We start from the raw sequence: 23,201 nt of genomic DNA on the forward strand, positions 1-23,201 counted from the left end.
TGGCAGGGCTACCTGGATTCGAACCAGGGGATGGCGGCATCAAAAGCCGCTGCCTTACCGCTTGGCGATAGCCCTACAAGATGATTGCTCATCTAAATAATGGTGCGGAAGGAGAGACTTGAACTCTCACACCTTACGGCGCCAGAACCTAAATCTGGTGCGTCTACCAATTTCGCCACTTCCGCAACTTATGCTGTAGATAAACTGAGGATTGGTTACTCAATTTATCGTTGTTATGGGTAGCTTATCGCTAGCCATATGAAATATGGCAGGGCTACCTGGATTCGAACCAGGGAATGGCGGCATCAAAAGCCGCTGCCTTACCGCTTGGCGATAGCCCTACAGGATGATTGCTCATCTAAATATGGTGCGGAAAGAGAGACTTGAACTCTCACACCTTGCGGCGCCAGAACCTAAATCTGGTGCGTCTACCAATTTCGCCATTTCCGCAAATTTTTAGTTATCGAGATGGTGCGGAAGGAGAGACTTGAACTCTCACACCTTACGGCGCCAGAACCTAAATCTGGTGCGTCTACCAATTTCGCCACTTCCGCAGCTCGATATCTATGTGTTGCCAACTTTCGCTAACAACTAAATTATGGTGGCTACGACGGGATTTGAACCTGTGACCCCATCATTATGAGTGATGTGCTCTAACCAGCTGAGCTACGTAGCCATCTTTTTGAGCGAGACAATATAATACAATCCACACTCATGTGCCAATGGTTTTTTAAACACTGACCCATTTGAATAATGGCAGGGCTACCTGGATTCGAACCAGGGGATGGCGGCATCAAAAGCCGCTGCCTTACCGCTTGGCGATAGCCCTACAAGATGATTGCTCATCTAAATAATGGTGCGGAAGGAGAGACTTGAACTCTCACACCTTGCGGCGCCAGAACCTAAATCTGGTGCGTCTACCAATTTCGCCACTTCCGCAACTTAACCTGTAGATTCAGTGAATATTGGTATTCATTGAATCGTTGTTATGACCAGTTTATTCGCTAGTCATCTCAATATTGGCAGGGCTACCTGGATTCGAACCAGGGGATGGCGGCATCAAAAGCCGCTGCCTTACCGCTTGGCGATAGCCCTACAAGATGATTGCTCATCTAAATAATGGTGCGGAAAGAGAGACTTGAACTCTCACACCTTGCGGCGCCAGAACCTAAATCTGGTGCGTCTACCAATTTCGCCATTTCCGCAACTTTCCTAAATATTTTTATAAGAAAAACACTTAGGAAATGGTGGCTACGACGGGATTCGAACCTGTGACCCCATCATTATGAGTGATGTGCTCTAACCAACTGAGCTACGTAGCCATTTTTATTCTCTCTTTAAGTTTGCCTTAATGTCGAGAACGGAGCGCATTATGCGGATATGGCTCTAGAGCGTCAATAGTTTTTTTGAATAAATTCTTTGAAACCAACCGTTCGAACTTTTTTTGAACAAAGAGACGTGTTTGTGATCAAAAACGGTTAATAAATCATTAAGCTTATTGATTTTTCCTTGCTTGTCGCTAAGGTTGATTTTGAGAAAAAAACAAAAAAGCCAACAGAATCTGTCGGCTTTAATGGTGTATTAATGGCTGATTAACGAGTTATTTACACATTGAAGCGGAAGTGGATAACATCGCCATCTTTTACGATGTACTCTTTACCTTCCAAGCGCCATTTGCCCGCTTCTTTGGCTCCATTTTCGCCGCGATATTGAATGAAATCATCATAACCCACAACTTCAGCGCGAATGAAACCACGTTCAAAGTCGGTATGGATTTTACCCGCCGCTTGCGGAGCCGTCGCACCGACCGGAATCGTCCAGGCACGCACTTCTTTTACGCCTGCGGTGAAGTAGGTTTGTAGCGTTAGCAGTTCGTAACCGGTACGAATCACGCGGTTTAGACCGGGTTCTTCAATGCCTAAATCGGCTAAAAACTCGGCGCGATCTTCTTCTTCAAGTTCAGATAGTTCAGCTTCAATGGCTGCGCAAACAGCAACCACAGAATTGTTCTCTTTTTCTGCAAACTCTCTGACAGCATCAAGGTACGGGTTATTTTCAAAGCCATCTTCGCTCACGTTGGCGATATACATGGTCGGTTTCAACGTTAAGAAGTTGAGATAATCTACGGCGGCTAGCTCTTCTTTTGAGAGTTCAACCGTGCGAGCCATACCACCTTCCGTTAATACAGGGAGTAGCTTCTCTAATACGGTGATTTCAAATTTAGCGTCTTTATCGCCACCTTTGGCACGTTTTGCTTGACGCTGAATGGCGCGTTCACAGCTATCAAGGTCGGCAAGGGCAAGCTCTAGATTGATTACTTCAATATCTTCAATTGGCGATACTTTGCCTGCTACGTGAACGATATTTTCGTTCTCGAAGCAGCGAACAACGTGACCAATCGCATCTGTTTCACGGATATTGGCAAGGAATTTGTTGCCTAAACCTTCACCTTTTGACGCGCCAGCCACTAGGCCTGCGATATCGACAAATTCCATTGTCGTCGGAAGGATACGTTGAGGGTTTACAATTTCTGCTAACGCATCGAGACGAAGGTCTGGAACAGGAACCACACCCGTGTTTGGTTCGATAGTGCAAAACGGGAAGTTTGCTGCTTCGATGCCCGCTTTAGTTAGTGCATTAAATAATGTTGATTTACCCACATTTGGTAAACCCACGATGCCACATTTAAAACCCATGACTGTAACCTTATTCAGCTTTGAACGTATGTAAGCGATTTTGTGCTTTAGTTAGACCATCTTTTAGTAAAATGTCGAAGCAACGAACCGATTCGTCAACCGCGGCATCTAGGCACTCTTGCTCTTTGGCGGGTGCTTTACCTAAAACATAGCCTGCTACTTTATCTTTGTGCCCCGGATGGCCGATACCAATCCGCAGGCGGTAGAATTCTTTGTTATTGCCGAGTTTGCTGATGGTGTCTTTAAGGCCATTATGCCCGCCATGACCACCGCCCATTTTGAACTTAGCTACCCCGGGAGGTAAGTCTAGTTCATCATGTGCCACCATGATCTCTTCTGGTTTTATCTGGTAAAACTTGGCGATGGCCGCCACGGCTTTACCGGATAAATTCATAAAAGTTGTTGGGATCAATAAACGCAGATCTTCACCATTAACCACGATACGTCCGGTGAAACCGAAGAATTTGGCTTCGTTTTTCAAGGTGACGTTATGAACTCGGGCTAATTCTTCTACTACCCAAGCGCCGGCATTGTGCCTCGTTTTGGCGTATTCAGGACCAGGATTCGCTAGCCCGACAAGAAGTTTGATTGGTTGGCTCAAGGTTAGGATCTCTTTGCAATATCAAAAGCGCGGTATGATAGCACACAAAAGGGAAAGGGTGCGAGGCGCTAAAATAACAAAGGAAAAAGCACCTCATTTTTCAATGAAGTGCTTTAAAAGTATTTAAAAATCAGTAAATAAACTGAGTGTTAATTAAACATGGCAGAAATAGACTCTTCGTTGCTAATGCGACGAATCGCTTCAGCAAGCATGCTAGACAAGGTTAATTGTGTCACTTTGCCGGTTGCCGCCATCTCTTTAGATAGGGTGATCGAGTCTGTGACGATAACTTGGTCTAGTACTGAGTTTTTGATATTTTTCGCTGCGTTACCTGAGAATACCGCGTGCGTTGCGTAAGCAAACACACGTTTTGCACCACGTTCTTTCAACGCTTCAGCGGCTTTACACAAAGTGCCGCCAGTGTCGATCATGTCATCCACGATCACACAATCGCGGCCATCAACATCGCCAATCAGGTTCATAACTTCAGACACGTTGGCGCGTGGACGACGTTTATCAACGATTGCGATGTCGATATCACCTAATGCTTTTGCAGTCGCACGAGCACGAACCACGCCACCAAGGTCAGGTGAAACCACAACAGGATCTTCTAACCCACGCGCTTTCATATCTTCAAGCAACACCGGCGTACCAAAGATGTTATCTACTGGGACGTCAAAGAAGCCTTGGATTTGTTCTGCGTGAAGGTCGATGGTCAAAACGCGGTCAACACCAACGTTTGAAAGGAAATCTGCAACAACTTTTGCAGTGATCGGTACACGAGCAGAGCGCACTCGGCGGTCTTGACGGGCATAACCAAAATATGGGATGACAGCAGTAATACGGCCTGCTGAAGCACGGCGCATTGCATCAATCATCACTACTAATTCCATTAAGTTGTCATTAGTAGGAGCACAAGTAGATTGAATAATAAATACATCGCTACCACGAACATTTTCGTTGATTTGCACTGCAACTTCACCGTCGGAGAAACGAGAAACAGTAGCATCACCAAGAGAGATGTATAGACGTTCAGCAATACGTTGGGCTAGTTCAGGTGTGGCGTTACCAGCAAATAGCTTCATATCAGGCACGGTGGAAACCTCAGGGTTGCGTCCAGTTTTTAAATAGGTCGGGTGTTGGCGAATTGGTATTCAGCCAGAGTCTTTTTCAGTGGCGAAATGTTACACCCTAAGGCGACAAACGCGAAGACTGTGTCAGGGAGCTTGGCAAGGACAGCTTCCGCTTCTACTTTGCTAGAAAATTCGGCAAAAACGCAAGATCCCGTCCCAGTCAATCTTGACGGCGCGTATTGTAGCAGCCATGAAAGTTGCTTATCAACCTCTGGGTACAGCATTCGGACAATTTTTTCGCAATCGTTTTCGTAAGGGTGTTCGAGAAGCGTTGCTAGCGCTCGTTTTGGCGTGTTCCTTATCAATTGGGGATGAGTGAAAATATCTTTCGTTGCAATGCTCACATTAGGCCGAACCACCAAATACCATTTTTGCTTTGGTTCGGTTTGGGTCAGTTTTTCACCTACGCCTTCAGCAAATGCGGCAAAGCCATGGACAAAAACGGGAACATCCGCCCCGAGTGTTAAACCGAGCGTAGCGAGTTCTTGCTGTGATAAATTGGTTTGCCATAAGTAGTTCAGTCCAACAAGCACGGTTGCAGCATTGGAAGAGCCGCCACCGATGCCACCGCCCATTGGCAAAACTTTATTTAATTCAATGCTCGCGCCATAGCGGCATCCACTTGCCTTTTGTAAGGCGATGGCCGCTTTCCAAATCAAGTTGTCTTGTAGCGCAACGCCAGCAATGGCTGGTGTGAGAGTTATTTCGCCAGACTGATTGGCGGTAATGGTTAACTCATCACCAAAATCGAGAAATTGAAACAGTGTCTGTAATTCATGATACCCGTCGGCTCTTTGCCCGGTGATGTACAGAAACAGGTTGAGCTTAGCGGGTGATGGCCAGTGGGTTGGGGTACAAATCATGGCGTTAGGGTCCACTTTGAAATGACGAGGTTTAATAAAACTTGATCTTGAGTCAGCTTCAGTTTGGCTGGAAGTGGCACTGAAGTGGAAGAAGCGGATGTTGAGACGAAGGGATAAGCTTGGTAGTTCAAATATTCCAAGTGCCAGCGGCTAAGCCCTAGCTGTTTATCTAACGATGCCAACAAATTATTTTGATTCAATTGAAAACCATCCGCCTTGGTTGGCAGCCCAAGCAGCCAATCTTGTAGCTGCTCAATGGGGATCGATAACCCAGTTAACTCGTAAACTAAAGCATCCGCATTCTGCGCATCGATAATTTGATCATCATACGTTTTGACCTGGGCGCCCTGAGGCGAGATGGAGAGATTTAAAACGGTCTGCCCTAAAAATGTTGAGAGACGAAGCTGGCTATGGTCGGCGTTTTTTTGCCAATGAAAATTGAGGGATTGGCGCTGTTGTGGTGATATATAGCCGAGTTTTCCGCTGGCTTGGTACTCGCGGATCGTTTGCAATTGCTGTTGGTGTTGCTGCCAGCCGACGCTCTCGACCCTTGTTGAGGGTAAGTTTGTGCAACCAAAGAGTGTTAGCAGAGTGAGGAGAGTTAAAATCAGTCTATTTGCGCGTGTCATATCTGCCCATTATTTACACAGTGAAGGCCGTAAAAACGCCTCACTATATCATTGATATCACGAAGTCGGGAAAACAAATCCCTGTTGCCCTTTCATTAAAACAGGGCATCAAGTAAAATTCTGCTCCTATTTACATTTCCTGAACCGAGAAACCTCTATAGATGTCCTTGCTTGCTATTGGAATAAATCACAATACAGCGTCGGTAGAACTGCGAGAGAAAGTGGCGTTTGGTCCTGATAAATTATCAGAAGCCTTGCGACAACTTGCGTCCAGTTCCAGCGTTCAAGGTAGCGTTATTGTCTCTACCTGTAATCGCACGGAAATTTATTGTGATGTAAAATCATCGAGCAAAAGTAAGTTAATCGATTGGTTGTCTCAGTTCCATCATGTGAATCCAGAAGATCTTAAACCGAGTTTGTATGTACACGAAGAACAAGCCGCTATTCGTCATTTGATGCGAGTGGCTTGTGGGCTGGATTCACTGGTATTGGGTGAGCCGCAGATTTTAGGGCAGGTGAAACAAGCCTATGCGGATGCTCGCGAGCATAATGCGGCTGATTCAGCGATTGAAAAACTGTTTCAAAAAGCATTCTCTGTAGCTAAACGTGTGCGCACCGAAACCGAAATAGGCGGCAGTGCGGTGTCGGTGGCTTATGCTGCTTGTACGTTGGCAAAGCAGATCTTTGAATCACTCTCTGATTCAACGGTAATGTTGGTTGGGGCGGGTGAAACCATCGAACTGGTTGCGAAGCATTTAGCCAGCCATCGATGTAAACGCATGATAGTTGCCAACCGAACCCGCGAGCGAGCGATGGGGCTTGCACAGCAGTTTGACGCTGAAGTGATTGCACTCAATGAGATACCTGACTATCTCGCTCACGCGGATATCGTCATCAGTTCAACCGCCAGCCCACTGCCGATTATTGGCAAAGGGATGGTAGAAAGTGCGATTAAAGTGCGCCGCCATCAACCCATGTTACTGATTGATATTGCCGTGCCTCGTGATATTGAATCGCAGGTCGGGGATTTAAACGATGCCTATCTGTATACGGTTGATGATCTTCAGTCGATTGTAGACAGCAATATGGAACAGCGTAAAGTTGAAGCCATTCAAGCTGAAGCGATTGTCAGTGAAGAGAGCGCAGCCTTTATGAGCTGGATGCGCTCCTTGCAAGCGGTAGACAGCATCCGAGAATACCGTCAATCGGCCAACGAAATTCGTCAAGAATTGCTCAGCAAAAGCTTGCAGGCCCTAGCTGCAGGGGGCGATCCTGAAAAAGTGTTACTTGAGTTAAGTAACAAACTCACCAATCGATTGATCCACACACCAACCCGAGCATTGCAAAGCGCTGCCGAGTTAGGTGAACCGGCTAAATTGGCCGTGATTAGACAAAGTTTGGGTCTTGACGACCCTCGATAATATCCGTCACTCCGAATTAAGAAGAAACTATGAAAGCGTCGATTTTAGTTAAGCTTGAATCCCTTGTTGAGCGTTACGAAGAGGTTCAGCGCCTGCTTGGCGAGCCTACCGTAATTAGTGATCAAAACAAATTCCGTACTTTGTCAAAAGAGTACTCTCAGCTTGCGGAAGTCACTAAATGCTTCCAAGCTTACCAACAAGCGCAAGAGGATTTGGTTGCCGCAGAAGAGATGACCAAAGAAGAAGACGCCGAGATGCGTGAGATGGCTCAAGAGGAAATCAAAATAGCCAAAGCGACGATTGAACGTCTCACTGATGAATTGCAAATTCTGCTGCTACCAAAAGATCCGAACGATGATCGCAACTGCTTCTTAGAAATTCGTGCAGGGGCGGGCGGTGATGAGGCGGGTATTTTTGCTGGCGACCTGTTCCGTATGTACAGCCGTTATGCTGAGAAGATGAGCTGGCGTATCGAAATTATGTCCGCTAGTTATGCTGAGCATGGCGGCTATAAAGAAGTGATTGCTAAAGTGAGTGGTGATGGCGCTTACGGTGTGCTTAAGTTTGAATCAGGCGGTCACCGCGTACAGCGTGTTCCGGCCACGGAATCTCAAGGTCGTGTGCATACTTCCGCTTGTACCGTCGCGATCATGCCCGAAATTCCTGAAGCCGAAATTCCAGAAATTAAAGCTAGCGATCTGAAAATTGACACTTTCCGCTCATCGGGCGCGGGTGGTCAGCACGTAAACACCACCGACTCTGCGATCCGTATTACCCACTTACCAACAGGCACGGTAGTTGAGTGTCAGGACGAGCGTTCACAGCACAAAAACAAAGCCAAAGCGATGGCCGTATTGGCCGCTCGTATTGCACAAGCGGAAGAAGCGAAGCGCGCAGCCGAAGTGTCCGATACTCGTCGTAACCTACTGGGTTCTGGTGATCGTAGCGACCGTATTCGTACTTACAACTACCCGCAAGGTCGAGTTTCCGATCATCGTATTAACTTAACCATCTATCGCCTTAATGAAGTGATGGAAGGGGATCTGCAAAGCTTGATTGATCCAATCATTCAAGAATATCAAGCAGACCAACTTGCCGCTCTTGCCGATCAACACTGATCCCATGACGTTATCTCGTATTGATGATGCGTTGAAAGCCGCGATTGCTCAACTCCAAGAAGGCGGCAGTGATTCGCCTTCTGTGGATGCAGCGGTGCTGCTTTGCTATGTACTGGATAAACCACGTTCTTATCTGCTGACTTGGCCTGAAAAGACCTTAAGCGAAACGCAGTCGCGGCAATTTTGCTCGCTGATTACGCGTCGAGTGACGGGGGAGCCTGTGGCCTATTTGGTTGGGGAACGTGAGTTTTGGTCGCTGCCACTGAAAGTTTCGCCTTCGACATTAATTCCTCGGCCGGATACTGAACGTTTGGTTGAAATTGCGTTAGAAAAAAGCCAGCAGACGCAAGGGGATATTTTGGACTTAGGCACAGGAACTGGCGCGATAGCATTAGCGTTAGCGTCTGAGTTACCTGAACGTCATGTGGTCGGTATCGATTTACGCCCTGAAGCGCAAGCCTTAGCGTTGGAAAACGCGCAGCGTTTAACTATTACCAATGTCACATTTTTACAAGGTAGTTGGTTTGAACCTTTAAAGCTCGGTACAAAGTTTGCTTTAATTGTCTCCAATCCACCGTATATTGAAGAAAATGATCCCCATCTCACGCAAGGGGATGTACGTTTTGAGCCTTTAAGTGCGCTGGTGGCCAAAGACAAAGGCTTGGCTGACATTAAACACATTGCAGAGAATGCGCGACACTATTTGCAGCAACAAGGCTGGCTGCTGTTTGAACATGGTTATGATCAAGGGGCGGCAGTCAGAGCGTTATTTGAGTCACTCGGCTATCACCACGTAGTGACAGAAAAGGATTATGCGGGTAATGACCGAGTGACACTGGGTCAATATTCGCACTCAGAAGAGAGAGCATCATGTACGAAGGATTAAAACATTTTCATCTACTGACCATTGCGATCAGTGCACTATTGTTGTCGGTACGTTATGCCTTGATGATGATGGATTCCAAATGGCTGCAACACCCTTTTTTGAAACGTTTTCCTCATATTAACGATTCGCTGTTGTTGTTATCGGGTATTGCGTTGATTGTGATGTCTGGTTTTATCCCATTTACCCCAGCCGCACCTTGGTTAACTGAGAAGCTGACCTGTGTGATGGCGTACATTGCGCTGGGCTTCTTTGCGCTCAAACTGGGTCGGAATAAGCTGTTGCGTACCTTTGCTTTTTTGGGCGCATTAGGTTGGCTTGCTATGGCGGGAAAAATCGCCATCGTAAAAACGGCTATGTTTTTAGGCTAACAGCATCCGAGCGGCATTATGTTTGAATGGTTCGATGAAGATTTTGATGCAATGGAATTGGTGGAAGGGGCGCTGATCTTAAACAAGGCCGTCAATCCTGAAACTGAGGATGAATGGGCACGCCAAGAGTTGGCCCGTTTGCTTACACAAGCAAAACACGAGTTAGCTAATGAGCAGGATGAAAAACAGCGTTTCGAAGCGTTGTTGCATCTGTTTTACCAACAATGGGGTTTTAGCGGTGACAGAGAGGCTTATTTTGATTCACGTAATGCCTTCATCGATAAAGTATTGCAGCACCGCAAAGGTATTCCCGTCAGTTTAGGTGCGCTGTTGCTCTATTTTGCGCGCAAGCTAGGCTTTCCTTTACAAGGTATTACCTTTCCCACACAGTTTTTATTGCAGTTGCATTGGTGCGATGAATCACCGATTTATATTAACCCTTTTACTGGTGAAACCGTCTCATTACATATACTACAAGCGTGGTTAGTTGGGCATAAAGGGGTCTTGTCTAAGCTGAAATCGAGTCATTTGGAAGTGACAGATAATCCGACGGTGATCGGTCGTTGGCTGGCACTACTAAAGAGCGCACTATTAAGAGAAGAGCGTTATACCTTAGCGCTGCGTTGTACTGATTTAGCGCTGACTTTTGTTCCTGATGATCCGTATGAGATCCGCGATCGCGGCTTTATCTATCAGCAACTGGATTGTCACCAAATTGCCTTATCCGATTATCAATACTTTATTGATCATTGTCCGAATGATCCGGCGGCTGAGTTATTAAAAAATCAAGTTAATGCATTAAGCTTTGAAGCTATTACGCTGCATTAACCGCTAAATGAGAGAGAATAAAATGGAACAAAAAATCGTCCACGTGGGTGATATTCCCGTTGCTAACGACAAACCGTTTACTCTGTTTGCTGGAATGAACGTCCTTGAATCCCGTGATTTAGCGATGCAAATCTGTGAGCATTACGTGAAAGTGACCGATAAACTCGGCATCCCTTATGTGTTTAAAGCTTCTTTTGATAAAGCCAACCGCAGCTCTGTTCACTCTTATCGTGGCCCCGGCTTGGAAGAGGGAATGAAAATTTTCCAAGAGTTAAAGGAGACCTTTGGCGTCAAAATTATTACTGACGTGCACACAGAAGCTCAAGCTCAGCCTGTGTCTGAGGTGGTTGATGTGATTCAACTGCCAGCGTTTCTTGCTCGTCAAACTGACCTTGTCGAAGCGATGGCGAAAACAGGTGCAGTGATCAACGTGAAAAAACCACAATTTATGAGCCCTGGCCAAGTGGGCAATATCGTGGAAAAATTTGCAGAGTGCGGCAACGACAAAGTGATTTTATGTGAACGTGGTGCTTGCCATGGCTATGATAATCTGGTCGTTGATATGTTGGGTTTTGGTGTGATGAAAAAAGTATCAAACGGCAGCCCAATTATTTTTGATGTGACCCATTCACTGCAAATGCGCGACCCTTCTGGCGCAGCTTCTGGTGGGCGTCGTGAACAGACAGTTGAGTTAGCAAAATCAGGTCTTGCTGCCGGGATTGCGGGCCTTTTTATTGAAGCGCATCCAAACCCAGATAAAGCGCGTTGCGATGGTCCATCGGCACTGCCTTTGGATAAACTTGAACCTTTCCTTGCACAAATGAAAGCGTTAGATGATTTGATCAAGAGCTTTGCTCATATCGATATCCGCTGATTTTTTGTTGGATCTACCACTCATAATTTGGCCACCGTAAGGTGGTCAAATTTTATCGAATGTTTCCCAAACTTGTTTATCTTGTCTAAGTGCTCACTTTGTGCTCACTTTTCCTTATTTTTTCGTGTTTAGGAAAGAAAACGATTGCCTGTGATCCATTAAAATTTCACGTGTAACCTGTGGCAACCGTTACATTTTTGAATTGATTTTATAGTGATCAATTCTACATAAATATGAAATCAATCTGTCACCTTTGAGATGTTAATTTAAACTGGGTCAAGTTTATTGGTATGGCTTGATTTTGTGTTTGCAACGTTGACCATGACCTCCCCCTCACAAGCAGTGGATTTTTCAAGTTCAAAGGTATGATAATGAAACAACGTCTTATTCTAAAAACAGCGCTCAGCGCGGCCATTCTTACAGCCCTTGTGGGTTGCGCAACTCAACCCACTCATGAGTGGAAAGAAGATACGACTTATAAACTCACCGTGTTACACACTAATGACCACCACGGTCGTTTCTGGCAAAACAAATATGGTGAGTATGGTATGGCGGCACGTAAAACGCTGATCGACGATCTTCGCTCTGATATTGAAGCTGAAGGCGGCAGCGTGCTGCTTCTTTCTGGTGGCGATATTAATACCGGAGTTCCTGAATCTGATCTGCAAGATGCAGAGCCTGATTTTAAAGGCATGAGCAAGATTGGTTATGATGCGATGGCGTTAGGTAACCATGAATTCGATAACCCGCTCGAGGTGCTGTTTAAGCAAAAAGAGTGGGCGAATTTCCCAATGCTGTCGGCCAACATTTACGATAAAGCGACCGGAAAACGTCTATTCCAAGCCTACCAAATGTTTGATAAACAGGGCGTGAAAATAGCGGTTATCGGTTTAACGACTGAAGATACCGCTAAAATCGGCAACCCTGAATACATTGGTGGTATTGAGTTTAGAGATCCAAAAGAAGAAGCGAAAAAACTGATCGCAGAAATTGAGAAAACGGAAAAACCGGACCTTATTTTTGCCGTTACCCACATGGGCCATTATGAAAATGGTCAACGTGGTGTGAATGCACCGGGAGATGTTGCGCTTGCACGATACTTGGATGAAGGTTCTCTCGATATGATCGTCGGCGGTCACTCTCAAGAGCCGGTCTGCATGGAAGGCCCTAACGTGGTGAGGAAAAACTTCCATCCGGGAGATGAATGTAAGCCTGATATGCAAAACGGTACTTACATAGTGCAAGCGCATGAATGGGGTAAGTATGTTGGCCGTGCGGATTACGAATTCCGTAATGGCGAACTGAACATGGTGAGCTACAACCTGATCCCTGTAAACCTGAAGAAAAAGGTGAACGTGAATGGCGAGAGTAAGCGCGTACTGATTCAAGATCAAATCGCTGAAGATTCAGAAATGCTTAGCTTCTTGCGTCCATATCAAGAACAAGGCCAAGCGAAACTGAATGTGGTCATTGCACAAAGTAATGGCAAGTTAGAAGGGGATCGCAACGTTGTGCGTTTCCAACAAACCAATTTAGGTCGTTTGATTGCACTTTCTCATATGGAACGCGCAAAAGCCGACTTTGCGGTGATGAATTCTGGCGGCGTGCGTGATTCGATTGATGCAGGAAAAATCACTTATAAAGATGTGCTCAAAGTACAACCTTTTGCCAATATTCTCACTTATACCGATATGACCGGGGCTGAAGTGTTGGATTACCTCAATGAAGTGGCGACCAAACCTGTTGATTCTGGCGCTTATGTACAATTCGCGGGGATTTCGATGACAGTGGCCAATGGTAAGGTATCGAACGTCGTTATTGGTGATAAGCAGCTCCGTTTGGACGAAACGTATCGCTTCACTGTGCCTAGCTACAATGCAGCAGGTGGTGATGGTTATCCAAAAATCTCCGATCATCCAGGTTATGTGAATACGGGGTTTGTGGACGCGGAAGTATTAAAAGATTACCTCGAAGCACACAGTCCAATTGATGTGAACCAATATGCACCAGCAGGCGAAATTGTCTATAAGTGATAGCTCGATAAAGAGTTTGACTCATTGTGAGCAATCATTTTAACTAAAGGCGGTGCTTAGGCATCGCTTTTTTATTGGCACTAACGGTTACTTTGAGATAAGCACGATGACACCTGCGATTGATTTGGCGAAAAAGAAAAAAATTCCTCACACTCTCCATCAATATCAACATGATCCTAATCACAGCAGTTATGGTTTAGAAGCGGCTGAGGTTTTGGGACAAGATCCGAAAAAAGTGTTTAAAACACTGCTGTTTTGCTTAAATGGCGAGCCGAAAAATCTCGCTGTCGCGATTATTCCTGTTGATCAAAAATTAAACTTAAAGCGTGCGGCCAAAGCGGCTAAGTCGAAAAAAGCGGAAATGGCTAATCCAGACATAGCGCAAAAAACCACAGGTTATGTGGTCGGTGGTATTAGCCCACTTGGGCAGAAAAAAGCACTACCGACCTTCATTCATCTCAGCGCAGAAGATCAATCGACCATCTGTGTCAGTGCAGGTAAGCGCGGTTTAGAGATTGAATTGGCACCGAGCGATCTTGCGTTATTAACGCGAGGTGAGTTTGTTGAATTGTGCCAAGAATAGAGAATGAAAATCCGACCTCAATTGAGGCCGGATTGACTGGCAAAATTAGTTCTTCAGTTTGATCTCTTCTTCCATCTGGGCGTTATCCACCACATGGTTTTCACCTAAGTCATTAGGAAGGATCAAGTTTAGAATAATGGCTACGATACCGCATAAGCTGACACCTTGTAGGCTAAACTCTCCGATACCAAAGGCCATGCCGCCGATACCAAACACTAATGTCACTGCCACAATCACTAAGTTACGAGACTTGTGAAGATCGACATGATTTTTAATCAGTGTGTTTAGGCCAACCGTTGCAATTGAACCGAACAGCAAAATCATAATGCCGCCCATTACGGGAATTGGAATGGTTTGTAGTAGCGCGCCCAGCTTACCAACCAATGCTAATACAATCGCGGTGATCGCAGCCCAAGTCATGATTACTGGATTAAAGGCTTTCGTCAGCATTACGGCACCCGTCACTTCGCTGTACGTAGTGTTTGGTGGCGCACCCAGCATCGAGGCTGCGATGGTGGCAACACCGTCACCCGCAATGGTGCGATGTAGCCCAGGTTTCTTGATGTAATCTTTTCCAGTGACGTTTGAGATCGCGAGCATATCGCCCACGTGTTCGACTGCCGGAGCAATTGCAACCGGGATCATGAACAAGATCGCGTTGATGTTGAACTCAGGGAAAGTGAAGTTCGGCATTGACAGCCAAGCCGCTTGCGTAACAGGAGTAAAATCCACTACACCAAAATAGAGGCCCAAAAGATAGCCTGCAAAAATACCGCCGCAGATCGGCAACAGTTTGAGAAAACCTTTGGCAAAAACGCTAATCGTGATGGTGGTTAACAGTGAAACGCAAGAGATCCACATCGCTACATCTGAGCTAATCAGTTGTACCGAACCATCTCCAGTTTTACCTAGCGCCATGTTTACAGCAACAGGCGCAAGGCCTAAGCCAATCACCATGATCACCGGGCCAACGACCACAGGAGGTAAAATTTTGTGGATGATTTCTACGCCACGGACTTTGATGATCGCTCCCAGTAGTATGTAGACAAAACCAGCGGCCACTAAACCGCCCATCGTCGAGGCAACGCCCCAAGTTTGGATGCCAAACATAATCGGTGCAATAAAGGCAAAAGAAGAAGCAAGAAAGATGGGGACAGAGCGGCGAGTAATAAGTTGGAATAAAAGGGTACCGACACCGGCGCCAAATAGTGCAACGTTAGGATCAAGCCCAGTTAACAGCGGGACAAGAACCAGCGCACCAAATGCGACGAAGAGCATCTGTGCGCCTTGGATGGCATTTTTCATCATGATTTCCCTGAAGCAAAATAAAAATTCGCGGGATTCTATCACTTTTGCAAACGATTGCCATTGAAACTAGATCAAATAAAGTCACAAATGTTGATGAAATTATCACCGAACTCTGCCGTGGATTCCTTGCCGCGGACCGGATAGTTGCTTATCATCGACGTTCACAAAACAGATCATAGGAACAGTATGCGCTATTTAGCTATGTTGGTGATGAGCTTACTCACTCTCCCTGCTTATGCCTTAACCAAGGTCGACTTATACCATACCGAAGTCGTGATTGATCAACAGCAAGACAATGCCGACGCGAATGCTCGTATCAAAGGGATGAGCGAAGTGATTGTTCGAGCTTCGGGTGATAGGAATGCGGTGAACAATGAGGTGATTAAAAAAGCCTTAAGGCAGAATTCGCAATATTTAGCGCAAATCAGTTATGGTCAAAATGGGGCGCAATCTTCGATTGTCATGGGGTTTAGCGCACCGCATATCCGCACATTATTAACTCAAGCTCAATTACCATTTTGGCCTGAAAACCGAGCTAATGTTTTAGTCTGGTTGATTGAAGAGTCAGGTTATGACCGCAGTATCGCTTGGGAACATTCTGACACGAGTACGCTAAAACAGCTTAAAGGCGCGACTCAAACTCGCGGTTTGCCTATCACAGTGCCTGTGGGTGATTTTGATGATATTACCGGTGTGGAAGTATCGGATTTGTGGGGCGGTTTCGTACAGCCTATCAGCATGGCTAGCCAACGTTATCCAACCGATGCTGTATTGGTGGTCAGAGTGCAAAGTAATGGTGTGCGTTGGAGTTTGTATGATCAACCCGCCGCTCAAATGGCACAAGCCACGAAAGCGCCACTGTCTGGTCAAGCGTCTGGTGACGATGCCATTGAACAAATGGTCGATCAATTGAGTGATTACTATGCAAGAAAGAGCTCGGTTATCGTGGCCAGTGAATCCTCTTCTTCGCTGCTTGCTCGTTTTAGCCCGATTGATGATGCAATGGATTTCTTTACCTTGGAGAATAAGTTGAAGCGCTTAAGTTCTGTTGCTTCTTTGGACATTCTCAAGATTCAAGGTGAGGAAATCACTTTCGAAGTGCATTTGTTGGCTTCAGAGTCCGAGTTTGAGCAAGAAGTGCTACGCATGGGCAAAGTCGCTAAAATTGATGACCCACAGCCAGAGAGTGTGCCAACACAGCTTACCCCAGCAGCAGAGGTTGATGATTCTGCTGTGGAGTCAGGCTCTTTGCAAGTCACACCTGAACCGTCATTATCTCAGGCCATCACTGAACCAGTGAAGCGAGTGCTCTCTTTTGAGTGGCAAGCGTAAAGTACTCAGTCACCTCTTGAACAAATGCTGAGATAATCAAAAAGAGCCCATCAGGGCTCTTTTTGTATGAGAAGAATAGGCAATCCTGTCATGGATTGACTCTATGGTTGATTATCGTGGGTAAAATTGGCTTTCTCTTGTTTTTCGACTTCAGATAGACGCTTGAGTTTCAGTCCGAGCTCTTTACCGCGATGGCGAGCATACAAGGTATTACCGACAAAAGCGGCAAATGTAAGTAGCAGTTCCACTACCGCTAACCAGCGCTCCCCTCCATCAACATAAATCAGCGTCAATGCGTGTAGAAAGTAGAGCATTAAAACAAAGTTGGCCCAGGCGTGAGTGTAGGGTTTTCCGGCCAAAATTCCCGGTAATGGTAAAAGCAGTGGGATAACCCATGCAATGGCCAATGCAACATGATTAAGATGAGGGTGAGGAGAGAGCGAGAATTGCCATAAAACCACCCATATAATTAGGGATAAGTTACTCAGTAAAGCTAGCCATCGGTATTGCTTGGTGTTTGGCATCATTTCTGCCGTCATAATCTGTCCTTTAATCGGCTGGCTAGCATTGCCAGCCGTTTTCCTAAATTTTTAGCCAGTTCACTTTCGTGCGTAGTGAGTTGTGGCGAGTGTGTTGCGACATGGCTTGCACCATATGGCGTGCCTCCAGAGGTTGTGGTATGCAGTGCAGGCTCTGAATAAGGGATGCCAACGATTAACATGCCATGATGCATCAGTGGCAGCATCATACTCTGTTGCGTACTCTCTTGGCCGCCATGCAAAGAGGATGAAGAAGTAAACACGCAAGCGGGTTTATCAATTAATGCGCCGCTAATCCATAAAGGGGTCGTTTGGTCCCAAAAATGCTTCAGTGGCGCGGCCATATTGCCAAACCAGACTGGACTGCCAAAAGCCAAACCATCACATTGCTTTAACTCATCCAGAGTCAGGTAGGGATCGGTCGTTTGCTCTGCATGATTGTCTAGCGCCGGAACGGTGCGCAAGAGCGCTGTCGCGCCTTGTGCTTCAATTCCGCGTGCGATTTGCCGTGCCAGTGCTTGCGTTGAACCGTGCCTACTGTAATAAAGTACGACGACTTTAATACTCATAAAATCTCAAGTACTTGCTCTGGTGGACGACCGTGGCGCGCTTTACCATTGGCGACAACAATGGGACGCTCAATCAACTTAGGGTGCGCGGCCATGGCTGAAAATAGCTGATCATCAGTAAGTGCATCATCACTTAGGCCAAGTTCTTTATAGAGATCTTCTTTGGTGCGCATCATGTCACGAACCTGTTGTAGCCCGAGTTGAGCGTACAAGGTTTTCAACTGTTCGATGGTTGGGGTTTGGTCTAAATATTTGATGATCTGTGGCTTTAACTGGCGGTCTTCCAGCAGTGCCAGAGTTTCACGACTTTTTGAGCATTTAGGGTTGTGATAAATCACGACTGACATAACTTCTCCTCGTTGTATTGTGATTATTGGAGTGATAAGAATCGGTCTCGTTGCACCATCAATTGGTCAATGCGTGCATCGTAGCGAGCTTGTTCTAAGCTGCCAAGTTCGGCGAGTTGACTTGCTTGAGTGTAATATTGAATCGCTTTATTCCAATTAGCTTTGAGCGCTAAAAGCTCCGCTCGCGCGGCGAGATCTTCTTGGCTATTGCCAATGCCGATATTCGCTTCTGATAGCAAATGCCAGCCGTTGGTATCATTAGGGTTGTCATGGGTGTAGCGCTGCAATACCCGAATGGCATCAGACAATTTATCTTGTTTTAACAAGCTGTTGGCGTAGTTAATTGTTAAGGTTGGATTGTTCGGTTTCTGTTTAAGCGCCTTCTCGAGCAAGGTTTGGGCTTTGGCCGCTTGATTTAGAGCGATATCGAGATCGGCCATCGCATCAAGATAGAAATTGTTTGTTGGGTCTTGTGCAACCAGCTTTGATAAAATCGCTTCTGATTTATCAAATTGCTTGCTATCGAGATAAACCAAGGCTTTGCCATATTGGAAGGCTGGCGCGAGAGCTGCACTTTCTTTTTTCTCCGCACGCTTAAACCAATCAAGAGCGGCTTCATTATCAATCCCAGCATAGCGAGCAACAATTCGCGAGCGTGCTAAATGGTAATCCAACGAAGGTTGAAGGCGCATAGGCGGGTAGTGTTGGGCACGCTCACGGCTGTCGGTAATACGATCTTCTGGCAGCGGATGGGTTAGTAACATCGGTGGCGGTTTACTAGCGTAACGATATTCATCAGCGAGGCGGCCAAAAAACCTTGGCATGGCTTGGGCATCAAACCCCGCTTTGGCTAGCGTTGCAATACCAAATCGGTCAGCCTCTTTTTCATTACTGCGCGTATAGTTTATTTGGCTTTGCATACTGCCTGCGGTGGTGGCGGTAATGGCGGCAATGCCCACTTCAGGTGCCGCAATAGCCAGTAACAAAGAGCCTGCCAATGCGGCGATTGTTGCTGGTGAGCGTCTGGCTTGGTCTTCCATACTGCGTGCTAAATGGCGCTGCGTGACGTGGGCAATTTCGTGCGAAAGAACCGAAGCGAGTTCGCTTTCTGTTTGTGCATGCAAAAACAACCCAGAGTGCAACGCAACATAACCGCCAAAGAAGGCAAACGCATTGATATTGCGATCGCGGATCATAAAAAAGGTGAACGGCGTTTTTACATCGTTGGCATTGGCAACCAATTTATGCCCTAGGCTATCGATGTACTCGTTGATCACCGGATCATTGACGATAGGCTGGCTGTTACGCAGCATGCGCATATAAGCATCACCATAAATAAGCTCTTGATCAATCGTCAAGGTCGAACCTGCTACTGTCCCAATGTCCGGTAGCTCTATGGTGTCGGCATAGCTCAAGGAAGGGGCGTTTATCGCCACAGTAATACAGAGGCAAAGTAAGGATCGAGCGCGTTTAAACTTCATATTTGTCAGTGATATTCCGTGATCTTCTTGTCTGTATGACATTGAATGTGTGAATTGGTTTCCAACTCAAAATAGCGGCCAAAAATTGTAGAGAGATAAGAGTAAGCCAGCCGGTGTTTGAGTATCGATAAACACTGGCATGCCAGTCAAAACTCGATACAATGGCAGGCCTATATTAAGCATTGAGCAGAAGAATGGAACCAAATATTCTGGATTTACGCCAGCAGCGTTGTCCGATGGCTTTATTACTTGCGAAGCGTCACACTGTTCAATTGGTTTTGGGTGAGGTATTAGACATTTGGCTTAACGACGTCAGCTCAGGACAGGATATAGAAAAATATTTGTCTGCTCATGGCTTTCGTTGCCAGTGGAACACGTCACCCGGCTATTTTTGGCTAAAAGTAATTAAGGAACTCGATTAAATGTTTGAAATGGTAACTCGTTGGTATCAAAGACGCTTTTCTGATCCTCATGCCGTTAGTCTGGTTGCTATTCTGTTTTTTGGTTTTGTAACGATATATTTCTTCGGCCATTTGATTGCGCCGCTGCTTGTGGCCATTGTGCTGGCGTATTTACTTGAGTGGCCAGTAATGCAATTGCGCCGTTTTGGGCTTCCTAGGTCCGTTTCCGTAATTTTGGTGATTTTGCTATTTGTCGGTTTGATGCTGCTGGCTATCTTTGGTTTAGTACCAACCATTTGGAAACAGGTTGGTAATTTAATCAATGACATTCCTAACATGTATGCAGGGTTGCAAAGCTTCATTTTGAGTATTCCTGAACGTTACCCTGAACTCGATAACTTACAGATTGTTGAGTCGGTGATAAGCAATGCGAAGAACCAGGCTTTAGGTATGGGGGAAAGTGTCGTTAAAGGGTCACTTGCTTCTCTTGTGAGTTTGGCCACCTTGGGTGTCTATCTCATTTTAGTGCCGTTGCTGGTCTTCTTTTTATTGAAAGATAAGAATGAAATGCTGCGAATGACCAGTGGGTTATTGCCACGTAACCGTAAACTCGCGGCTAAAGTATGGCAAGAGATGAACCAACAAATCTCAAACTACATCCGTGGAAAAGTGTTAGAAATACTGATTGTTGGTAGTATCAGTTACGTCACTTTCGCCATTCTTGATTTACGTTATTCGGTGTTGCTTGCTGTGGCTGTGGGTCTATCGGTTTTGATCCCTTATATTGGCGCGGCCGCTGTGACGGTGCCAGTTGCCATTGTTGGTCTCTTCCAGTGGGGCATGACTCCGCCGTTTTACACATTATTAATTGCTTATGGCATCATCCAAGCTTTGGATGGCAACGTATTGGTTCCCGTTCTATTTTCTGAAGCCGTTAATCTACATCCCGTTGCTATCATTGTCGCGGTGTTAGTCTTTGGTGGGCTATGGGGGTTTTGGGGCGTATTTTTTGCAATTCCTCTTGCCACTCTAGTAAAAGCAGTATGGCATGCTTTGCCCAGCACTGATGAACCTGTTGTTGAGGCTGAATCACCCTAAAATCACTGAATTATAAATAAAAAATAGAGAGTAAACAGAATCTCTAAGGAAGCCTAAACCGTAATCGTTTTGGGCTTTTTTTTTGCCAAATAGTAAATATTGATTAGACTGAACTAAGTGGATGTGTAAAAAAGCTATAGATTTTTTGTAACTTGGCGATAACTAACTATAACCACAAAAATGATAATTAATTTGGCATCAATGAGGGATACTTATGAAGTTTAGCCAAAAAATAGTTGCAGCTTCTTCTGCACTTCTGCTTGTTACCGTCTCGCTTATTTCTATTCAGCAACTGAGCATTGTTCGCTCGGAAATAGAATCCCTAGTTACAAAAAGTCTGAATGAAATGGAAGCAGGGGTTAAAAACACCATTGTTTCTGAAATGGAAAGCAAAAAATCCTTAGCTCAGTCAATGACTGAGGTGATTGAGCTTGATCCGCTCAACCGGGATTACGTTAAAAACATTCTTGAAAAACCGAAGTTGAAAAAAAGCTTTTTAGCCATAGGGTTAGGGTATGAATCCGATGGTAAAGTGGTGGAGAATGATGACGGTTGGGAGCCAAGCGCTGATTACGATCCTCGCAAGCGCCCTTGGTTTGTGGATGCTAAAGCATCGAAAAAGCTTATCGTTACAGCGCCGTATGTCGATATTTCTACCAAAAATGTGATCATTTCTATTGGTACGCCTATTTACGATCAAGGTCGATTCTCTGGTGCCATGTTCTACGATATGGAATTGACGGGTTTAGCTGAATTGGTGAACTCTATTAATTTATTCGATGCGGGTTACCTCTTTATTGTTTCAGGTGATGGAGCGACGATTGCCCACCCTGATACCAAAAATAATGGTGAGAAGTTATCGACTTATTTACCACAAGTGACTCTGAAAGAGGGGGACCAACAGATTGAAATTGATGGTACCCGTTATCTCGTCAGCTTCACTCATATTCCAAGTGAGAACTGGTACATCGGTGCGATTGTTGATGAATCCATCGCCTTCAATGCGATTGGCGTATTACGCAATAGCTCTATTATCTATACGTTAATTGGGCTTGTGTTGAGTGTGATTGGCTTGACGCTACTGATTAAGGTGTTAATGCGCCCATTAGGTGTGCTCAATGAAGCGATTCAAGATGTCGCCTCAGGGCAGGGGGATTTAACCAAACGCTTGGATACCAATACGGACCAAGAGTTTGCTCAACTCGCATCAGGGTTTAATACCTTTACCGAGACGCTGCAAAAGCAGATCACGCAATCAAAAGCGATTGGTGAAGAGATCATGCGTGGCACAGAGCTCACGGTGCAAGGTGCTCATGAGTCAGCAGAAGCGATGCGCACTCAGTTACAAGAGTTAGAGCAACTAGCCACTGCAATGCATGAAATGGCAGTGACATCGACAGAAGTTGCCAATAATGCGCAAGGTGCAGCAGCAGCGGCGAAAGAAGCCGATGAAGCAACGCAAGATGGTTCCAGTGTGGTCAGTGAAACGACATTGTCGATCGACAATTTATCGGCCCGCATTGACCAAGCGGTGGAAGAGGTGAAAGGCCTAGAGTCCGCGACGGCAAATATTGAAACTATTTTGAAAGTGATTAATGACATTGCTGATCAAACTAACTTGCTTGCCTTAAACGCGGCGATTGAAGCGGCTCGAGCGGGTGAATCTGGCCGTGGCTTTGCCGTTGTTGCTGATGAAGTGCGTACACTAGCTCAGCGCACTCAGCAATCGACCACCGAAATTCGCAGTATGATTGAGCAATTACAAGCAGGAGCGAGTTCGGTTTCTTCGGCTATGAATGAAAGTAAAACGACGGCTGTTGATGCGGTGAATAAAGCGAAAACGGCAAATTCGGCATTGAACCGTATTCGTGATGCGATACAAGTGATTTCGGACATGAATATCCAAATTGCATCTGCGGCAGAAGAGCAAAGCCTTGTGGCTGAAGAGATCAACACCAATACAGTGAAGATTAAAGATTTGTCGACGCAAGTGGCACAATCTGCTGAAGAAGCCAATATCGCAATGCAGGTTCAAACGGAAAACGTTCGTGAGCAAGATGCTCTGCTCAATAAGTTCATTGTGTAATTACACA

At 45.8% G+C, this 23,201-nt stretch carries 22 protein-coding genes and 11 tRNA genes; 12 read left to right on the forward strand and 21 right to left on the reverse strand.

Going from position 1 to position 23,201, the window contains the following annotated elements; all coding sequences use genetic code 11:
* From DD616_RS08570 to lolB, 16 genes are all read right to left on the reverse strand, one after another.
* A tRNA-Gln gene (locus DD616_RS08570) sits at nucleotides 1-75 on the reverse strand.
* Nucleotides 76-100: 25 nt separating this feature from the next.
* Nucleotides 101-185 (reverse strand) — tRNA-Leu (locus DD616_RS08575).
* A gap of 81 nt (nucleotides 186-266) precedes the next feature.
* Nucleotides 267-341, reverse strand: a tRNA-Gln gene (locus DD616_RS08580).
* Nucleotides 342-365: 24 nt separating this feature from the next.
* Nucleotides 366-450 (reverse strand) — tRNA-Leu (locus DD616_RS08585).
* Between the two features lie 19 nt (nucleotides 451-469).
* Nucleotides 470-554, reverse strand: a tRNA-Leu gene (locus tag DD616_RS08590).
* A 45-nt stretch (nucleotides 555-599) separates the two neighbouring features.
* A tRNA-Met gene (locus tag DD616_RS08595) sits at nucleotides 600-676 on the reverse strand.
* A 78-nt stretch (nucleotides 677-754) separates the two neighbouring features.
* Nucleotides 755-829, reverse strand: a tRNA-Gln gene (locus DD616_RS08600).
* 25 nt (nucleotides 830-854) lie between these two features.
* Nucleotides 855-939 (reverse strand) — tRNA-Leu (locus DD616_RS08605).
* 81 nt (nucleotides 940-1,020) lie between these two features.
* A tRNA-Gln gene (locus DD616_RS08610) sits at nucleotides 1,021-1,095 on the reverse strand.
* Between the two features lie 25 nt (nucleotides 1,096-1,120).
* Nucleotides 1,121-1,205: transfer RNA gene (locus DD616_RS08615), tRNA-Leu, on the reverse strand.
* A gap of 40 nt (nucleotides 1,206-1,245) precedes the next feature.
* A tRNA-Met gene (locus DD616_RS08620) sits at nucleotides 1,246-1,322 on the reverse strand.
* Nucleotides 1,323-1,604: 282 nt separating this feature from the next.
* On the reverse strand, nucleotides 1,605-2,696 hold the full coding sequence (gene ychF, locus DD616_RS08625; RefSeq protein ID WP_013857965.1) for a redox-regulated ATPase YchF: 1,092 nt from the start codon (nucleotides 2,694-2,696) through the stop codon (nucleotides 1,605-1,607).
* Between the two features lie 10 nt (nucleotides 2,697-2,706).
* Nucleotides 2,707-3,297, reverse strand: a complete 591-nt coding sequence (gene pth / locus DD616_RS08630; protein ID WP_013856262.1) for an aminoacyl-tRNA hydrolase — start codon at nucleotides 3,295-3,297, stop codon at nucleotides 2,707-2,709.
* Between the two features lie 149 nt (nucleotides 3,298-3,446).
* Nucleotides 3,447-4,391 carry a ribose-phosphate pyrophosphokinase gene (locus tag DD616_RS08635; RefSeq protein WP_010320509.1) on the reverse strand — a complete coding sequence of 315 codons (945 nt, stop codon included), beginning with the start codon at nucleotides 4,389-4,391 and terminating at the stop codon, nucleotides 3,447-3,449.
* A gap of 29 nt (nucleotides 4,392-4,420) precedes the next feature.
* Nucleotides 4,421-5,293 carry a 4-(cytidine 5'-diphospho)-2-C-methyl-D-erythritol kinase gene (gene ispE, locus DD616_RS08640; RefSeq protein ID WP_208872175.1) on the reverse strand — a complete coding sequence of 291 codons (873 nt, stop codon included), beginning with the start codon at nucleotides 5,291-5,293 and terminating at the stop codon, nucleotides 4,421-4,423.
* On the reverse strand, nucleotides 5,290-5,922 hold the full coding sequence (gene lolB, locus DD616_RS08645; protein ID WP_208872176.1) for a lipoprotein insertase outer membrane protein LolB: 633 nt from the start codon (nucleotides 5,920-5,922) through the stop codon (nucleotides 5,290-5,292). Before lolB ends, ispE begins: the two co-directional genes overlap by 4 nt.
* A 161-nt stretch (nucleotides 5,923-6,083) precedes the next feature.
* Here lolB and hemA point away from each other — a divergent pair, with 161 nt between their 5' ends.
* From hemA to ybaK, 8 genes are all read left to right on the forward strand, one after another.
* Nucleotides 6,084-7,343, forward strand: a complete 1,260-nt coding sequence (hemA, locus tag DD616_RS08650) for a glutamyl-tRNA reductase (protein ID WP_013856265.1) — start codon at nucleotides 6,084-6,086, stop codon at nucleotides 7,341-7,343.
* A gap of 29 nt (nucleotides 7,344-7,372) precedes the next feature.
* Nucleotides 7,373-8,461 (forward strand): peptide chain release factor 1, encoded by a 1,089-nt coding sequence (gene prfA, locus DD616_RS08655; protein ID WP_208872177.1) that lies wholly within the window; start codon nucleotides 7,373-7,375, stop codon nucleotides 8,459-8,461.
* Between the two features lie 4 nt (nucleotides 8,462-8,465).
* The gene (prmC, locus tag DD616_RS08660) at nucleotides 8,466-9,347 is read left to right on the forward strand and encodes a peptide chain release factor N(5)-glutamine methyltransferase (protein ID WP_105977206.1); all 882 of its coding nucleotides are present in this window, start codon (nucleotides 8,466-8,468) and stop codon (nucleotides 9,345-9,347) included.
* On the forward strand, nucleotides 9,332-9,715 hold the full coding sequence (locus DD616_RS08665; RefSeq protein WP_013856268.1) for a SirB2 family protein: 384 nt from the start codon (nucleotides 9,332-9,334) through the stop codon (nucleotides 9,713-9,715). The genes prmC and DD616_RS08665 overlap by 16 nt, the downstream gene beginning before the upstream one ends.
* Before the next feature lie 18 nt (nucleotides 9,716-9,733).
* Nucleotides 9,734-10,543, forward strand: coding sequence for a SirB1 family protein (locus tag DD616_RS08670; RefSeq protein WP_208872178.1), 810 nt, complete (start codon nucleotides 9,734-9,736; stop codon nucleotides 10,541-10,543).
* Between the two features lie 22 nt (nucleotides 10,544-10,565).
* Nucleotides 10,566-11,417: a 3-deoxy-8-phosphooctulonate synthase gene (gene kdsA, locus DD616_RS08675; RefSeq protein ID WP_026028071.1), complete on the forward strand. Its 852-nt coding sequence runs from the start codon at nucleotides 10,566-10,568 to the stop codon at nucleotides 11,415-11,417.
* A 371-nt stretch (nucleotides 11,418-11,788) separates the two neighbouring features.
* A complete protein-coding gene (gene ushA, locus DD616_RS08680; protein WP_208872179.1) occupies nucleotides 11,789-13,450 on the forward strand; it encodes a bifunctional UDP-sugar hydrolase/5'-nucleotidase UshA in 1,662 nt (553 codons plus the stop codon).
* A gap of 106 nt (nucleotides 13,451-13,556) precedes the next feature.
* A complete protein-coding gene (ybaK, locus tag DD616_RS08685) occupies nucleotides 13,557-14,033 on the forward strand; it encodes a Cys-tRNA(Pro) deacylase (RefSeq protein WP_026027304.1) in 477 nt (158 codons plus the stop codon).
* A 45-nt stretch (nucleotides 14,034-14,078) separates the two neighbouring features.
* Here ybaK and DD616_RS08690 read toward each other — a convergent pair whose 3' ends face one another.
* Entirely contained in the window at nucleotides 14,079-15,338 is a 1,260-nt protein-coding gene (locus DD616_RS08690; protein WP_010320498.1) for a uracil-xanthine permease family protein, read from the reverse strand.
* Between the two features lie 189 nt (nucleotides 15,339-15,527).
* Between DD616_RS08690 and DD616_RS08695 the strand changes: the two genes are divergently transcribed.
* The gene (locus tag DD616_RS08695) at nucleotides 15,528-16,673 is read left to right on the forward strand and encodes a DUF8605 domain-containing protein (protein WP_041769128.1); all 1,146 of its coding nucleotides are present in this window, start codon (nucleotides 15,528-15,530) and stop codon (nucleotides 16,671-16,673) included.
* Nucleotides 16,674-16,774: 101 nt separating this feature from the next.
* Here DD616_RS08695 and DD616_RS08700 read toward each other — a convergent pair whose 3' ends face one another.
* The 4 genes from DD616_RS08700 to bepA are packed head-to-tail and all read right to left on the reverse strand — an operon-like array spanning nucleotide 16,775 to nucleotide 19,609.
* A complete protein-coding gene (locus DD616_RS08700) occupies nucleotides 16,775-17,200 on the reverse strand; it encodes a DUF2069 domain-containing protein (protein WP_026028353.1) in 426 nt (141 codons plus the stop codon).
* 8 nt (nucleotides 17,201-17,208) lie between these two features.
* Nucleotides 17,209-17,781, reverse strand: a complete 573-nt coding sequence (wrbA, locus tag DD616_RS08705) for an NAD(P)H:quinone oxidoreductase (protein ID WP_017042769.1) — start codon at nucleotides 17,779-17,781, stop codon at nucleotides 17,209-17,211.
* The gene (gene arsC / locus DD616_RS08710) at nucleotides 17,778-18,128 is read right to left on the reverse strand and encodes an arsenate reductase (glutaredoxin) (protein WP_088732765.1); all 351 of its coding nucleotides are present in this window, start codon (nucleotides 18,126-18,128) and stop codon (nucleotides 17,778-17,780) included. Before arsC ends, wrbA begins: the two co-directional genes overlap by 4 nt.
* A gap of 23 nt (nucleotides 18,129-18,151) precedes the next feature.
* Nucleotides 18,152-19,609: a beta-barrel assembly-enhancing protease gene (gene bepA, locus DD616_RS08715; protein ID WP_026029005.1), complete on the reverse strand. Its 1,458-nt coding sequence runs from the start codon at nucleotides 19,607-19,609 to the stop codon at nucleotides 18,152-18,154.
* Between the two features lie 194 nt (nucleotides 19,610-19,803).
* Between bepA and DD616_RS08720 the strand changes: the two genes are divergently transcribed.
* The 3 genes from DD616_RS08720 (at nucleotide 19,804) to DD616_RS08730 (ending at nucleotide 23,194) form a co-directional block, all read left to right on the forward strand.
* Nucleotides 19,804-20,031, forward strand: coding sequence for a sulfurtransferase TusA family protein (locus DD616_RS08720; RefSeq protein WP_017042766.1), 228 nt, complete (start codon nucleotides 19,804-19,806; stop codon nucleotides 20,029-20,031).
* On the forward strand, nucleotides 20,032-21,108 hold the full coding sequence (locus DD616_RS08725) for an AI-2E family transporter (RefSeq protein WP_017042765.1): 1,077 nt from the start codon (nucleotides 20,032-20,034) through the stop codon (nucleotides 21,106-21,108).
* Between the two features lie 214 nt (nucleotides 21,109-21,322).
* On the forward strand, nucleotides 21,323-23,194 hold the full coding sequence (locus tag DD616_RS08730; RefSeq protein ID WP_017045754.1) for a methyl-accepting chemotaxis protein: 1,872 nt from the start codon (nucleotides 21,323-21,325) through the stop codon (nucleotides 23,192-23,194).
* Nucleotides 23,195-23,201 lie beyond the last annotated feature (7 nt).

The organism is Vibrio anguillarum (assembly GCF_003390515.1).
In the GTDB taxonomy this organism is placed as follows: domain Bacteria; phylum Pseudomonadota; class Gammaproteobacteria; order Enterobacterales; family Vibrionaceae; genus Vibrio; species Vibrio anguillarum.